The following is a 15,043-nucleotide window of genomic DNA, read 5'->3' as shown; positions in this document are numbered from 1 at the left end:
AAACTAGTAATTCATTTTTTTGTATGTTATAATTCCTAACATTGAGAATACAATTAGAAATACATTTGGTTAATTTAATTTAAATAACACGTTTCTCACCGAATCCTCTGTTATCTTTTCTACCAAATGATTGCAAAGGAGACTGCCTATGATTTCTTTAGAACATGTAAATAAGTATTTTGGGGAGCATCACGTTTTAAAAGATATTACTTTAAATGTAGAACAAGGAGAAAAAATTGTCATTATCGGACCCTCTGGCTCTGGCAAAAGTACATTAATTCGGTGTATGAACCAATTGGAAAAAGTCAATGATGGTTCCGTCGTAATTGATAACATTGACATCACCAAACCGAAGGCACCCATTCAAAAGGTTCGCCAGAAAGTTGCCATGGTCTTTCAAAATTTTAACTTATATGCTCACAAAACGATTATTGATAATTTAACGTTAGCACCGATTAAAGTGATGGGCGTTCCCAAAGAAGAAGCGGTTCGTACTGGCATGGAGTATTTAGAACGGGTCGGCTTAGCTGATAAAGCTTCTGCTTATCCTTCGCAGCTTTCTGGCGGGCAGCAACAACGGGTCGCTATTGCTCGTGCCTTAAATATGCATCCTGAGATTATCCTTTTTGATGAACCGACTTCGGCACTTGATCCAGAAATGATTCAAGAAGTTTTAGATGTAATGGTCGATCTTTCCAAACAAAATATTACCATGGTTTGTGTCACACATGAGATGGGCTTTGCTCGTCAAGTGGCTGACCGTGTAATCTTTATGGACCAAGGAGAGATTATTGAACAAGGAACACCTGAACATTTCTTTACAAGCACTGAAAACCCTCGTGCAAAAGAATTTCTAAGCAAAATTATTCATAACGGGTAATGAATAAAAAAACAAAAAATTGGAGGAATGAACAATGAAAAAACAAAATAAATGGCTAGCTGGACTCTCCTTACTTGTATTAGCAGGCATCATTGTTGGCTGTGGTAGCGGCAACAATGACTCAACTTCCAAAAGTGCTTCATCAAACAAAACGGTCACAGTCGAACAATTAAAAAAAGCGGGGAAAATTAAAGTAGGTGTCAAAGAAGACATTCCTAATTTTGGCTATATGAATCCTGATACAAACAAAAATGAAGGAATGGAACCAGATATTGCACGCTTGATTGCGAAAGAAATTACCGGCAGCGAAGAGAATGTGGAATTTGTGGGCGTGACAGCAAAAACGCGCGGTCCCCTTTTAGACAATGGTGAACTAGATATGGTAATTGCTACATTTACAATTACTGATGAACGTAAAAAGACTTATAATTTTACAACTCCTTATTATACAGATGAGATTGGTTTCCTTGTGCGCAAAGAGGATAACTTCTCAAGTATGAAAGATTTAGACGGAAAAACAATCGGCGTTGCACAATCTGCTACGACAAAAGAAAACTTAGAGAAAAAAGCGCAAGAGGAAGGAATCAAATTTACTTATCAAGAATTAGGTTCCTATCCAGAATTAAAAACAGCGTTAACTTCTAAACGAATTGATGCATTTTCAGTGGATAAATCAATCCTATCTGGCTATGTGGATGGCAAGACAGAAATTTTAAAAGATGGTTTTTCGCCACAAGAATATGGAATTACCACAAAGAAAGCAAATACTGAATTAAATGATTATCTAAATGGTTTAATTGAAAAATGGGAAAAAGACGGCACACTAGAAAAAATTTATCAAGACTGGGGCTTAAAAAATTAATCATTCCTAAGACTTGAAGAATCAAAAATTTTAGGAGGGATTTTTATGTTTTTGTTAGCCAATATTTCCTGGCTTGAAGAAGGGCCATTTGCCTTATATCGTTGGGAAGCTTTATTTCAAGATTGGCGAATTTTTGGTCAGGCATTTCTCTATACTATTCTGCTTTCTTTAGGAGCGATCTTAGTTGCCTTTGCTTTAGGCATTTTCTTTGGCAGTTTATCAGCGACCAAAAGTAAACTTTTACACGCAATTAGTCGTGTCTATGTAGAATTTTTTCAAAACACACCTTTGTTGATTCAATTTATCGTAGTCTATTATGGCTTTCCTCTGCTAAGCCCGCTGCTTTCATTTTCTATTACTACGATTGCCATTCTGTGTGTAGGCTTCTATCATGGCGCCTACATTTCTGAAGTGGTTCGCTCAGGAATCGGAGCTGTTCCAAGAGGGCAATTTGAAGCGGCTTACTCCCAAGGATTAACGTATGGTCAAACGATGCGGTATGTGATTTTACCACAAGCATGGCGGATTATGTTACCCCCTTTAACCAATCAAGTCGTGAACCTAATTAAAAATACGTCAACAGTTGCCATTATTTCTGGCGCAGACGTAATGTTTGCTGCCAATAGTTGGTCGTCTGTCAACTTGAACTATATTCCCGCCTTTGCGCTTGCTGGTTTCTTATATTTCATTCTTTGCTTCCCATTAGCGAATTTGGCTAGAAAAATGGAAGAAAAAAATAAGAAAGCATATAGTAGATAGGAGGAAAACAGATGCCTTTTTCAGAAGAAATGCGTCAATTACTGACAGCAAATAATTTTCAATTTCTATTTAACGGCTTAAAATTGACGCTCTATATTTCCTTCGTCTCAATTATTTTGAGTACGATTTTTGGCACCATTCTAGCCGTTTTGCGAAATCAAACCCATGGACCACTGAAGTTACTTGCCAGTATTTATGTAGAAGTAGTGCGTAATATTCCAAACTTATTGTGGATTTATGTTATTTTTTTGATTTTCAAAATCAAATCCACACCTGCTGGAATTGTGAGTTTTACTGTGTTTACCACCGCTGCTTTAGCGGAAATTATTCGTGGTGGTTTAAATGGGGTCGATAAAGGGCAAATTGAAGCGGCACGTTCTCAAGGGTTTTCAAATTGGCAAATTCTTTATCATATTGTTTTGCCTCAAGCCATTCGCAATGTTTTACCAGCGATCGTTTCTCAGTTTGTTACTGTCATCAAGGATACAAGTTTCTTGTATTCCGTAATTGCTTTACAAGAACTCTTTGGCAAATCTTATATCTTAATGGGGCGCTACGCACAAACAGGACAAGTATTCACTATTTACGGAATCGTCGCCCTAATTTATTTCATTATTAACTTTAGTATCTCACAATTTTCACGTTGGCTTTCACGAAATTGGGCGAAAAGTTATTAATGTAGTTAAAAACAGGAGGCTGAGACAAAAGTGTTTAGCTCCAAGAAATAAGAAGGAATTTCCGAAAATTGTTCTTTAATTTTTGGATAATTTCGGCTTATTTCCGAAGGAGCTGCTTTTGTTCAGCTGATTATCTTAAGATTTAGAAAGTGGGGCATAAGTCATTTCGACTTATGCCCCACTTTCCTGTTTTTATTTTATCTTACTTCTACTTGATGTTTTTCAATTAGCGCTTTTTCAACTTTTTCCATTGAACGGTTAATTTCTTCATCCACTAATGTCGCTTCTGCATTAACGAAAGTTAAACTATATGCCATTGATTTTTTGCCAGCGCCTAGTTTTTCACCTTGATATACATCAAATAAATGAATCTCTTTCAAATATTTACCTGCGTTATCTGAAATAGTTTTAACTAGTTCTTGATTGGTAACTGTTTCATCGACTAATAAAGCAATATCTCGAGAAACTGCTGGGAATTTAGACACTGCTTCATAAGTAACCCCGCCTGCTTCTGTAGCTACTAATTGTTGCAAGTTTAATTCAGCAACATATGTTTCAGGAATATCGTACGCTTTTGCTGTCGTTGGGTGAACTTGTCCGACAAAACCAACCACTTCATCTTCTAAATAAATCCATGCTGTCCGGCCTGGATGCATTTCTGGAATCGCCGTTGTCGCTTGATAACTGATTTTTTCTGTTAATCCTAAAACAGCTACAATACTTTCCACTAAGCCTTTTACTGTATAAAAATCAACGGCTGTTGCTTTTGTTTGCCAATCTTTAACCATTGTATTACCAGTTAAAGCAAGTGCTAAGTGATTTTCTTCTGTAGGTAAATTTTTTGTTGGATCTTCTGTTTGGTAGAAAACGCGTCCTACTTCGTAGAAGGCGATATTATTATTTTTACGCGCCACATTGTATGCGACATCATCTAATAAACCAGAAATTAAGTTCATACGTAACACAGAACGCTCTTCACTCATTGGCCATTGCAAACGTGTTGTTTGACTTTCTTTCATCATAAATTGACGGGATTTTTCTTCTGTTGTCAACGCATAGCTGATGGCTTCACTCGTACCATGACCTTCCAGTAAGCTCTTTAATTGGCGCGTAACATGTTGTGCTTTGGTTAGACTTCCAGCAACTGTTTCTCCACTTGGCAATGTTGAAGGTAAATGATCATATCCATAAATGCGGGCCACTTCTTCAATAATATCTGCTTCAATCGCAATATCCCAACGTCTTGGTGGAATCGTAATTTCATAGGCGCCTTGATTTACTTCATAAGCAAAACCGAGTGCTTCAAAAATTTCATTCACCGTTGCTTCATCTAATGCAGTGCCTAAATATTGGTTGATTCGTTCTAAAGTCACAGCTACCTGTGCTTCTTTAACGGCCACTTCAGAACCAACTGCAGTGCCTGAGACCACTGTTCCGTTGGCTAACTCTGCAATCATCGCGGCTGCCACATCACAAGCTAGCCCAACTGTCGCTTGGTTGATACCTTTTTCAAATCTACTTGAAGATTCACTCCGTAAATTGAATTGTTTAGACGTTTTGCGAATAGACAATGGATTGAACAATGCCGCTTCTAAAGCCACAGTTGTTGTTTCTTGACTGATTTCAGAATTAGCCCCACCCATTACACCGGCTAAGCCGACAGGCGTTTTTCCATTCGTAATGACGATATTTTCTTCTGTTAATTGACGTGTTTCACCATCTAATGTAATTAGTTCTTCTGCTGCTGTTGCTCGACGAACCAAGATTTCTTTACTATCTAATTTTTGGTAATCAAATGCATGCAATGGTTGACCAAATAATAATAAAATATAATTTGTCACGTCCACCACATTGTTAATCGGACGGATTCCTTCATTCATCAATCGATTTTGCAACCACTGAGGACTTTCTGCAATCGTCACATCTTTAATAACACGAATTTGATACGCTGGCGCATCTTGTGAATCTTCAACAGTTACTGTTACGTAATTTTCCACGTTATCTGAAGCATCTTCTTTGAGTTCGGGATCATTAAACTGAGGCGTTTGACGATAAATTGCGCCAACTTCATAGGCTACCCCTCTCATACTTAGTGCATCTGCACGGTTTGGTGTAATTGATAATTCAATAATCGCATCATCCATGTCTAAATAAGGGAAAACAGGTGTCCCATTCACTGCTTCTTGAGGTAAATAATAAATTCCTTCAGCGTAGGCTTTTGGTACGACATTATCTGAATATCCTAGCTCTTCTAACGAACAAATCATTCCGTTAGAAACTTCGCCACGCATTTTACCTTTTTTAATTTTTTGATTTCCTGCAATTCTTGAACCAGGTAACGCTACGATGACTTTAATTCCTGCTTTTACATTTGGTGCTCCACAAACAATTTGTGACAATTCTTCTTCACCGATGTCTACTTGGCAAATTGATAAGTGGTCAGAGTTTGGGTGAGGAACACATTCTTTTACTTCACCGACAACAATTTTCTTTAAGCCTTCTTCAGGTACAGCAACGCCCTCAACTTCGATACCTGTCACAGACATTTTGTCCGCTAATTCTTGCGGAGTAACGTTTGAAAGATTAACATATTCATTTAACCATTTATAAGAAACTAACATTTTTCAACTACTCCTTTACCTTGAATTGATTTAAGAAACGTAAATCATTTTGATAAAAATTACGGATATCATTTACACCATAACGTAACATAGCAACGCGATCTGGTCCTAAGCCAAAGGCAAAGCCTGAGTACTCTGTTGGATCAATCCCTGACATTTGTAACACATCTGGATGAACCATCCCCGCACCTAAAATTTCAATCCAACCTGTATGTTTGCAGACGTTACAACCTGCGCCGCCACATTTAAAACAGCTAACATCTACTTCGACTGAAGGTTCTGTAAAAGGGAAATAGCTAGGACGTAAACGAATTTTACGATCTTCACCAAACATTTTTTTCATCATGACTTCTAACGTCCCTTTTAAATCACCCATTGTGACATTTTTATCGACAACAAGGCCTTCAATCTGATGGAATTGGTGACTATGTGTCGCATCATCTGTATCACGACGGAATACTTTCCCAGGAGAAATCATTCGTAATGCACCTTTTGAAAAATCGTGTTTTTCCATTGTTCGAGCTTGAACTGGTGAAGTATGCGTACGAATTAACATCTCATCTGAAATATAAAACGTATCTTGCATGTCGCGTGCCGGATGATCTTTTGGTAGATTCATGCGTTCGAAATTATAGTGATCGGATTCTACTTCGTATCCTTCCACTACTTGATAACCCATGCCTAAGAAAATATCTTCAATCTCTTCCATAACTTGTGTCAAAATATGACGTGTACCTTGAGGCATTTGTTTCCCAGGTAAAGTTACATCTAAACTTTCTTCTTTTAGTGCCGCATTTAACGCTTCGTTTTCTAAAACAACTTTGCGCGCTTCAATTGCTTCTGTTAATAAATCACGAATTTCATTTGCAAAGCCCCCCACCACTGGTCGTTCTTCTGGTGAAAGGTTTTTCATGCCTCTTAATACTTCGGTGATTGGCCCTTTTTTCCCTAATGTTTCTACGCGAATTTGGTTTAATTCTTTTAAAGTAGCAACTTGTGCGATTTCTTTGAGCGTATTATCTCTAAGAGCTTCTAATTGCGCTTGTAATGTCATTATGCGTTCCCCTCTATCTTTTATTTAAACTAAAAAAAACGATAACCCATTCCTTTCAAAGGAACGAGCTATCGTGTTACCATCCTAATTCATAACAAATTGTTGTCATGCACTCATTTCATTTAACGGCAATTACCGGTTTGCTTTCTTCTTGAAAACAAACAAACTCAGGAAGTGAATTTCGCTTGGTGACTGTGTAAATCAGCTTCCAGTCTCTGGCTGACTCTCCCTAAAACACGTCAATTCAAACTACTTGTTTCCATCACTGTTTTTTTAGTTATTTAATTACGTTTAGTTTACAAGAAGTTTTGCTTGCGGTCAACTGCATTCTTCGTCTTTTACCCATTTTTCTGCCCAATGTTGAATTTGTTCCATTGCTAATTGCAAGTCTTCGCCTTTTTCGGTCAGGAAATATTCTAAGCGATTTCCTTCACCGCAACGAACAGCTTTGGTGATAATTCCTTCAGCTTCTAGTTCCTTCAATCGCTCTACTAAGACACGATCACTTAACATTGGAATTTTTTCTTTTAATTCGCCAAAACGTTGAGGACCTCGTTCTAATAAAACATCAATAATTAAACCATTCCATTTTTTACCAAGTATTGAAAATGATTTTTCAAATTTGGGACAAAGTACAAACGATTCTGTTTTTACTTTTTCCATCTTCCTCACCTCTTCAATGAGTATAGCACATTCCTTACAAAATGTAAGTGTTTCTGCTTCTAATTTTTTCTACTTTATAAAATCTACAACATTTCCTGTCTGCATGTCAATAATTACTCCTCCATTTAATAAAATTAAATAGACGTGCGACACCTCTTTATGCGTCGCCTCTTGTAGCGCTCTACGATAAAGATTCATCTGTCCGCGATACCGTTCGACAATTTCAGAAATCGCTTGGGGAGAGGTGCCTTTTACATGATCGGTTTTATAGTCATACAAAATGCATTGATTGTCTAATTCGATATAGCCATCAATAATCCCATGAATTAATAAATCATCTTGTGTCGTTTCTGGATAATTTTGAATAAGCTCTTCAGCTTCAATCAGCATAGAAAAAGGTTGTTCCCTTCTAACGGTTTGATGGTGTTGAATCAATTGTTTTCCTAAGGCGGTGTCAAAGAAGGCCACGATTTGTTCCAGATTCATTTTTTCAGCAATTGCTGGTAAAATCAATTTATTTTCCACTAAGCGTTCTTGAACAGCTCGCACTTCCTCGTAAGAAGGTTGCTTACTTAAATCAATTAGTTGTAATAAATAATGAGTTGCTGTCCCAATTTCAGCTGCTGAGGGCGCTTGAACCGTATCTAAAAATTTAGGCTTACTTAAATCTCCTTCAATCATTCGATTGACAATCAACGGTTGCGCTTGAATAGTATTGTCTTCCCGAACCTCAATTTTACCAATTTCTTTGTTATCGGGGTCATCAAATACTCGCTTGATTTCAGAAACAGACTGATAACTGGTGGTCCGAGTAGCCACTTCAAACGGATAATTGAAACTTAACCGTGCAAGACCACGATTGATTTTGTCAGCAGATAATTGCGCTTTTTCGGCTAAATCCTCTGCTTGTCTTTCTGGCAATTGTAATTGCTGAATGGCTGCTCGTAGTTGTTCTTGGTTGAACCACTGAATATGAAAGTTAGCTGGGTGCTTCTTGACTTGCGGAACGTTACTTACTACTACTTCTTGCTGATATTCATCGGCTTTTTGATGACGTACCAATGTCATCCCAACCCAATTCATTAAACTACTTTTACTTTGCAAGCGATTTTCAGCTGGTAGCACCAGTGTTTCTACATCGCCAACTTTCAGCCACTCTTTCCACATTGCCGCTTGGTCTTTATAGGAGCCTACCAGAAAAAGTTTCTGTTCTGCACGTGTCAACGCCACATATAACTTCCGCATTTCTTCGGATAGTAATTTTCTCAATCGTACTTGTTTAATCGCCAAAAATGGTAAAGTATCGTACATAACTCGTTCTTCAGGTTGTAAATAACGAATGCCTACCCCTAAATTTTCTTCAAAGATATAGCGTTCATTCAAATCACTGACATTAAATTCTTTGGTCATATCTAAAACGAATACCACCGGAAATTCTAACCCTTTACTAGCGTGAATCGTCATGACGCGTACGGCATTCTCTTCACTTAAAACGACTGGTTCTGCTAAATCTTTGTCTTTTTCTTGCATTTTTTCGATGAAGCGAACAAATTGAAATAATCCGCGGAAGGTTGTTTTTTCATACGCCGCGGCCCGATCGACCAACGCATATAAATTGGCTTGGCGTTGTTTGCCAACAGGCAACCCGCCAACATAATCAAGATAGGCCGTTTCCCGATAAATCGTCCACAGCAAGGTGCTAATCTGATTGCGTCGAGCCTGTTCCCGCCATTTTTCTAATGATTCAGCAAAACGTATAGTTTTTTCCTGAACAACTGCTTCCTCCATGGTTGGTTCCATCTTTTGATTAAACGTTAAAAATGCTTCGTAGTAACTGGTTTCCTTATTAGCCAAACGAATAAGCACTAATTCGTTTTCTTTTAATCCAACAATTGGTGAACGTAACACAGCTGCCAAAGGAATGTCTTGATAGGGATTATCAATCAATTGAAGCAAGGCAATCATTGTACGAATTTCCGTTGCTTGGAAATAATTTTGAGCATCATTGACTTGAACTGGAATTTCTAATGATTTAAAAACATCTAAAATAGTTAAATTATTTTTCTTCGTAGGCGTTAATAAGACAATATCTTGATAAGTAATCGGTCGATCTGTTTTCAGCTTTTTATCATAAATTAAGAAATTTTGGTCAATTAATTCACGAATTTTCAAAGCAGTAACGTAAAGTTCCCCTTCTGTCTTATCTTCAATCAACAACTCAGGGGATTGTAATTCTGGAAATTCAACTGATTCTGTTGCTTTTTTTTCATAAATTAGCAATTCAGTTGAATAATCAGCCGCCTCCGAAAATTGATCAAAACCATGAACCAAAGCGGCTGACTCATCGTAAGCAATTTGGCCCACTCGCTCATCCATTAATTGACTAAATACTAAATTCGTAAAGTCTAAAACGTCTTTGCGGGAACGAAAATTTTCAGCTAGAATAATTCGTTTGCCCTCTTTGCCTTGCCCATACTGATTGTATTTTTCAATAAACAATGTAGGATCTGCCAAGCGGAAAGAATAAATAGACTGTTTCACATCTCCTACCATAAAAAGGTTTCCTTCTGTGCTAAGCGGACGGCGCAACCAATACAAAATAGATTCTTGTAATTGATTGATATCTTGGTATTCATCGACTAACACTTCATCAAATTTTTCGCGATAGTAAAGAGAGGCTTCTGATGCTTGCCAGCCATCTGCCTGATTTTTCGCTAAAATAGCTAACGTATAATGTTCTAAATCGTTAAAATCCACTAAATTTTTAAGCCGTTTTTCTGCGCCATAGGCCTCCATAAATTGTTTCCCCACGTGAGCCATTTCTTGAACAATGGGCGTGGCCTCTTTCAAGACTTGTTTCATGGCATCTGGAGAAAGTGTAAACAGTTGCTTTTTCAAATCATTTAACGCTTTTTTATTTTGTTCTCGTAACTGTTTGGCTTGTTCCGCGGTTGGTTTCAACTCTTCGGCACGAACCGTTGGGTAGCGGTCAAAGCTCAACAATTCAGTCAAATTATAGGCGCTCTCTAAATCATTTCTCTCTAAAAATTGTAAAAATTGTTTTGTTTGTTCCTTTTCATTTTGAGCTAAATACCAAATCTTTTGAAGTTTCTCTTCGCCTTCTGTTAAGGTCACCATTTCTTCGTAACGCTGAAGAGTTCGTTGTAACGTCTCAACAGCTAGCGGTTTTAAATACGTCTGAAATAACGTTGATTCGCCTAGCTGATTCCCTACTTCGTAGGCTTGTGTTAAGCCATTAATCCACGCCTCTGGATCAGGATTGGCTTTGGCAAATTCATAAAAAGAAAAAATTAAGTTAGTGAGTCCGTCATCACTACGGTCATTGGAAAAATTCGCTGTTAATTGGTAAAATTCTTCTTGATTTTCCGCATAAAATTGTTCACGTAATGCATCCCAAACATCTTCTTTTAATAACAATGTTTCTGTTTCATCTGTTAACATCCGAAAAACCGGATCTATGTCAATTAAATAATAAAAACGACGAATAACAGTTAAACAAAAGGCATGTAACGTGCTAATATTGGCTGTTGGCAAAAGAGCAATTTGACGAGAAAAATGCCGTCTTCTTTCTGGATCTTGTTCTTCATTCATTGCCTTTTGTAAAGCCACTTGGATCCGTTCTTTCATCTCACGGGCGGCGGCTTCAGTGTACGTCACAATCAAGAGACGATCGATATCGACGCCGCTTTTGACTTTTTCAATGACACGGCGGACTAAAACGGTGGTTTTTCCTGAGCCAGCCGAAGCAGAAACTAAGATATTTTCATCGCCATCAAACACCGCTTGCCATTGACTGTCGGTGAATTGCTCATTGGCTGGACGTAGTGGAATTGTTTTACTCATCTTCGGTTGCTCCTTCCTCATCTTTGTTTAACAAGCGCGCCATAATTTCCTCTTTGGATAAATTCTCAATACGATGATAATTATTTTCTTTTAACATCACATCAAAATCACAGACACTTCGAAACGGACAATAGCGACAAGCAATCCGTTCCTTGCCTTGATAAGCGGGATTAAGTTGAACTTCGCCGCCAATAATTTGATTTCCCGCTTCAATAAATTTATTTCGGTTATGGGAAAGCAACGCGCCTAATTCTGGTTCTGTCACAAATTTATCTTCTTGGCGACGACCAGGTTTAATTTGTTCTTTGGCGGATTCTTCAATTGGAAACAGCAACGAACTTTGTTTAGCTTGCAGACTCGTGTCTAAATGATCCAATAAATCTGGGTCTTTCATCAAAAGACCATCAAACTGATATTTTTTAAGCATTTGTTGTTCAATGTCGTCTTTGCCTTCATAAGATAACGTAGGATTGTGTACATGCAGATAAAGTGAGCCAGCAGGTTTAGCTTCTTGACCAACTAATTGTACAGCATCCATTAAAGCCACATCCAAGTACGTCAGCATTTGCATGGCTAAGCCGTAATACGCTTCTGTCATATTAAATTTACGGTGACTCGATTTATAATCAATCACACCTAAATAGGTTGATTCGGGGGTAACCAATTGATCAATCCGGTCGATTTTTCCCCGAACATGAATCTTCCCTTGATTTTTTAATGGTAATTCCAAACCAGAAATTCCTTTTTTAGCGGCAATTTGGCCAAATAACACTTCCGTTTGAACAGTCGTCATGCCACTTCGTTGGCTTTGACGTTTCAGCGCCCAACTGACTTTTTTAATTGTTTGACTCAATTGATAGCGAATATAGTTCATGCGACTAGAGGTCGTTAATACAGAAAAACGCGCATCCCCTAAAATACTATTTAGCACTTCCTCCGCCAATAAATTGACTTCCTGATCGGTTAATTCAGATAAGTTCCGTTGATTCATAATCAATAATTTAAAGAACTGATCCAATGCTTCATGGAAAAATTCCCCTGTAGCTGCTGGCGAAAGCCCAAAGACATCTCTTTCTTTCAAACGTAAGCCATAGCGAGAAAAGTATTGATATTGACACCGATAAAAACTCTCCATCCGAGAAACGGATGTATATATATCTTTACCATATAAAGGTTCTGCTAAGACCTCATCAATCTTTTCAGGAATATTTTGATGCGTTAAACTTTCGAAAACTTGCTTGGCTAGCGGCGCAATTGATTGGTTCATTAGCGCTTTTTCCATATTTAACCAGAAAGGCAACAATCCTTCTTGTGTTTCTTTCCGTTGTCTTTTCAAACGCGTTAATTCACCGATTAACGTCCGATACGTACTAATATGGGCTAAACTGGTCGTTTCATCATCGAAAATGGTTGTTTCATTTTTTTCAAAAACGGGCAAGTTTAAATCTTTTTGGATATTTTTAAAATAAGGAGACGGTTTGACTTCTTGAGCGGTATCTTTAACACTTGGATAGGTTAAATATAACCGTTCTCGCGCTGAAGAAAAGACAAGATACGCAACATAAGGTTCTTGCGCAATTTTGCGTCCGGTTGTCCCACGTAAATATTGGTTTTCCGTTAACGTATCATTGATTGTCTGACGTTCTTCATCAGACAATAGTGTTTTATTTTCAATCTTTTGTGGAAAAATTTCTTCCGTCATCCCAATAGCAAAAGTAACCTTGGCAGCGCCAGGTCGAGTTAAATCCATTGCGCGAACTTGTACTTGGTCAATCGCTGTCGGCACTTTACTATAGTGCAAACCTTCCAAGCCACTAACAAATATTTCTTGAAACGTTGTAAAATCAAACGAACTTTCTCCGTAAACAGTGACGTATTCATCTAGTAATGACATCAATGCATCCCAAGTCTGTTCATGGTTACGAGCTGTTTCTAGTTGACCGGCTTCGATAGCTTGTAAGCGCCACATTTTTAATTGTGTTGCCACACCACTTTGCAGTAAAAAGTTATAGAAGACGGTCGCTGCTTCCAAACCAGTTTTGGCACTTATCATTGCTTGAAAGTAACTAGGTAACAGCTGTTGAAGCGATTGACGAATCGCATTTGACTCTTCTTCCATCGTAGCGACATCTTCTTGCTCTTCCGCTTCAAAATCATACCGAATAAATTCCCAATCTTTTTCTTGCGACCAATAATAACCTTCATAGCCGTATGCCAGGACCACATTTTCGGTAATATCAACTTTTCTACGCCAAGCATTCCGTTGGTTTAACCAATCAGTCAAGCTTTCTTCAGAAATAGCGAGTTGATTCATTGGCATAAATAATTCCGTTCTCAAAAAACGGAGCACATCGCGATAACGATAATTGTACGAATGAATAGCAAATAAAGATTCAATCCATTCGACTAAAGGATGCCGATCCATAGCCATATCTCGGTCGACATAAACAGGAATCTCGTGTTCCGCAAAAATCGGTTCTAATAAATTTTCATAACAATCTAAATCACGAGTCAACACCTGAATTTCTTTGTACCGATACCCTTCTTCCACTACTAAACGGCGAATTTCGGTTGCAACATGTGTTAATTCTTCTTTAACGTTTTCAGCACGCCACAGAAATAAGCCATCGCCTCTCCGGTCAGTTGTGCTTAATGGAGGCAGGTGTTCTTGCGATTGAATCCAATAATCATTTAATCCTTGCAAGTCTGGGTTTGTAATTAATACCTCTTTCTTTTCCACATAATCTGAAAGAATCGGGATTTGCTTCTGTCTTGCTAGTTGATAAAGCTGATGATAGGTTTGTCCCGCTTCATAAAATAACGACCGCGGATCAGGTAAGTCATGCGGATATTGTTTGTCCAATAAAAGGGCTACTTTCACAGAACCTGCTTGCGCCATTAGTACTTCAATCAACTTTAATTCTCTGGCAGTAAACTGCTGATAGCCTGAAATAACGAATTGGACATTCGACAAATCAACCGTTTGTAAATACTCGCTTAAATGTTGAATAATCTCCGCTGATTCATAGCCATACTGACTCATTTGTAATTGGAATCGCGTAAAAATTAACGTTAAATCTTGAAACTTAAGTTGTAAATCTTGTCCTTTAGGGTTCTCCGTTTGTTTTTCTAAAAATGGATAAAGCTCCGCAATTTCAATATTGCCTTCGCGCATTTCTTGATAAAGCTGAAATAGTTGCTGAATAAAGCCAGGCTTGTTAATTTCACCTCTAAAAATTTGTAACTCTTCTTCTGCTTCTACTAAAATTTTGCGGAAAATCATCGCAGCGCCTGCATCAGATAAAACATCTGCCGAGTAAAAAGGTGTATGTTGTAAATAGTACCAAGCCAAACGGTAAAAACTAAAAACCTGCAGACGGGTACTGGTTATTGAATCAGACGTAGTTGTCTGTAATTGACGTAACTTTTGCAAGACTTGAATTTCTTGCTCAAACTTAATATGGTTCGGGACTAAATAGAATACTTCATGCTGTGCGTCTTCCTCTAGCCATTGTTTTGTCGCCTGTATAAGTGGCGCTTCTAAATCTGCCACAGCGGTTCCTCTAATAAACTGCACACTCATGGTTTCACATCCTTTTCCTTTGCACTGCCTTTATTTTACCACAAAAGAAGGACGGAAACATGTGTTTGTTTTTACACATT

Annotated in this window: 9 protein-coding genes and 1 other annotated feature; of the genes, 4 read left to right on the top strand and 5 right to left on the bottom strand. The window is 38.0% G+C overall.

The features are described 5' to 3' along the window. The first annotated feature begins 148 nt into the window (after window positions 1–148). From IGL93_RS04415 to IGL93_RS04400, 4 genes are read left to right on the top strand one after another with little or no spacing between them, the layout of a single operon-like run. A complete protein-coding gene (locus IGL93_RS04415) occupies window positions 149–880 on the top strand; it encodes an amino acid ABC transporter ATP-binding protein (RefSeq protein ID WP_010715101.1) in 732 nt (243 codons plus the stop codon). A 34-nt stretch (window positions 881–914) separates the two neighbouring features. Continuing rightward, the gene (locus tag IGL93_RS04410; RefSeq protein WP_002360586.1) at window positions 915–1,742 is read left to right on the top strand and encodes a transporter substrate-binding domain-containing protein; all 828 of its coding nucleotides are present in this window, start codon (window positions 915–917) and stop codon (window positions 1,740–1,742) included. 45 nt (window positions 1,743–1,787) lie between these two features. Next, window positions 1,788–2,501, top strand: coding sequence for an amino acid ABC transporter permease (locus tag IGL93_RS04405; RefSeq protein ID WP_002366455.1), 714 nt, complete (start codon window positions 1,788–1,790; stop codon window positions 2,499–2,501). 11 nt (window positions 2,502–2,512) lie between these two features. Beyond that, a complete protein-coding gene (locus tag IGL93_RS04400) occupies window positions 2,513–3,178 on the top strand; it encodes an amino acid ABC transporter permease (protein WP_002382114.1) in 666 nt (221 codons plus the stop codon). 197 nt (window positions 3,179–3,375) lie between these two features. Here the strand turns inward: IGL93_RS04400 and pheT are convergent, their stop codons facing one another. The 5 genes from pheT to IGL93_RS04375 all read right to left on the bottom strand — a co-directional run bounded on the left by pheT (window position 3,376) and on the right by IGL93_RS04375 (window position 14,963). Beyond that, window positions 3,376–5,799 (bottom strand): phenylalanine--tRNA ligase subunit beta, encoded by a 2,424-nt coding sequence (gene pheT / locus IGL93_RS04395; RefSeq protein ID WP_002366454.1) that lies wholly within the window; start codon window positions 5,797–5,799, stop codon window positions 3,376–3,378. 7 nt (window positions 5,800–5,806) lie between these two features. Then, a complete protein-coding gene (pheS, locus tag IGL93_RS04390) occupies window positions 5,807–6,853 on the bottom strand; it encodes a phenylalanine--tRNA ligase subunit alpha (protein ID WP_002358034.1) in 1,047 nt (348 codons plus the stop codon). Window positions 6,854–6,909: 56 nt separating this feature from the next. After that, window positions 6,910–7,128, bottom strand: a binding site (T-box leader). 43 nt (window positions 7,129–7,171) lie between these two features. Beyond that, a complete protein-coding gene (locus IGL93_RS04385; protein ID WP_002358035.1) occupies window positions 7,172–7,516 on the bottom strand; it encodes a winged helix-turn-helix transcriptional regulator in 345 nt (114 codons plus the stop codon). A gap of 69 nt (window positions 7,517–7,585) precedes the next feature. Next, window positions 7,586–11,380, bottom strand: coding sequence for a helicase-exonuclease AddAB subunit AddA (gene addA, locus IGL93_RS04380; RefSeq protein WP_010775728.1), 3,795 nt, complete (start codon window positions 11,378–11,380; stop codon window positions 7,586–7,588). After that, on the bottom strand, window positions 11,373–14,963 hold the full coding sequence (locus IGL93_RS04375; protein WP_010775727.1) for a PD-(D/E)XK nuclease family protein: 3,591 nt from the start codon (window positions 14,961–14,963) through the stop codon (window positions 11,373–11,375). Before IGL93_RS04375 ends, addA begins: the two co-directional genes overlap by 8 nt. Between the last annotated feature and the right edge of the window lie 80 nt (window positions 14,964–15,043).

It is taken from the genome of Enterococcus sp. DIV1328a, assembly GCF_050536905.1.
Classification (GTDB): Bacteria; Bacillota; Bacilli; order Lactobacillales; family Enterococcaceae; genus Enterococcus; species Enterococcus faecalis.
Note: the sequence above shows the minus strand (reverse complement) of the source record. Positions and strands in the feature narration are given on the sequence as shown.

Coding starts and splice junctions, on each gene's coding strand:
- IGL93_RS04415 (WP_010715101.1), top strand. CDS start 149: ATGATTTCTTTAGAACATGTAAATAAGTATTTTGGGGAGCATCACGTT.
- IGL93_RS04410 (WP_002360586.1), top strand. CDS start 915: ATGAAAAAACAAAATAAATGGCTAGCTGGACTCTCCTTACTTGTATTA.
- IGL93_RS04405 (WP_002366455.1), top strand. CDS start 1,788: ATGTTTTTGTTAGCCAATATTTCCTGGCTTGAAGAAGGGCCATTTGCC.
- IGL93_RS04400 (WP_002382114.1), top strand. CDS start 2,513: ATGCCTTTTTCAGAAGAAATGCGTCAATTACTGACAGCAAATAATTTT.
- pheT (WP_002366454.1), bottom strand. CDS start 5,799: ATGTTAGTTTCTTATAAATGGTTAAATGAATATGTTAATCTTTCAAAC.
- pheS (WP_002358034.1), bottom strand. CDS start 6,853: ATGACATTACAAGCGCAATTAGAAGCTCTTAGAGATAATACGCTCAAA.
- IGL93_RS04385 (WP_002358035.1), bottom strand. CDS start 7,516: ATGGAAAAAGTAAAAACAGAATCGTTTGTACTTTGTCCCAAATTTGAA.
- addA (WP_010775728.1), bottom strand. CDS start 11,380: ATGAGTAAAACAATTCCACTACGTCCAGCCAATGAGCAATTCACCGAC.
- IGL93_RS04375 (WP_010775727.1), bottom strand. CDS start 14,963: ATGAGTGTGCAGTTTATTAGAGGAACCGCTGTGGCAGATTTAGAAGCG.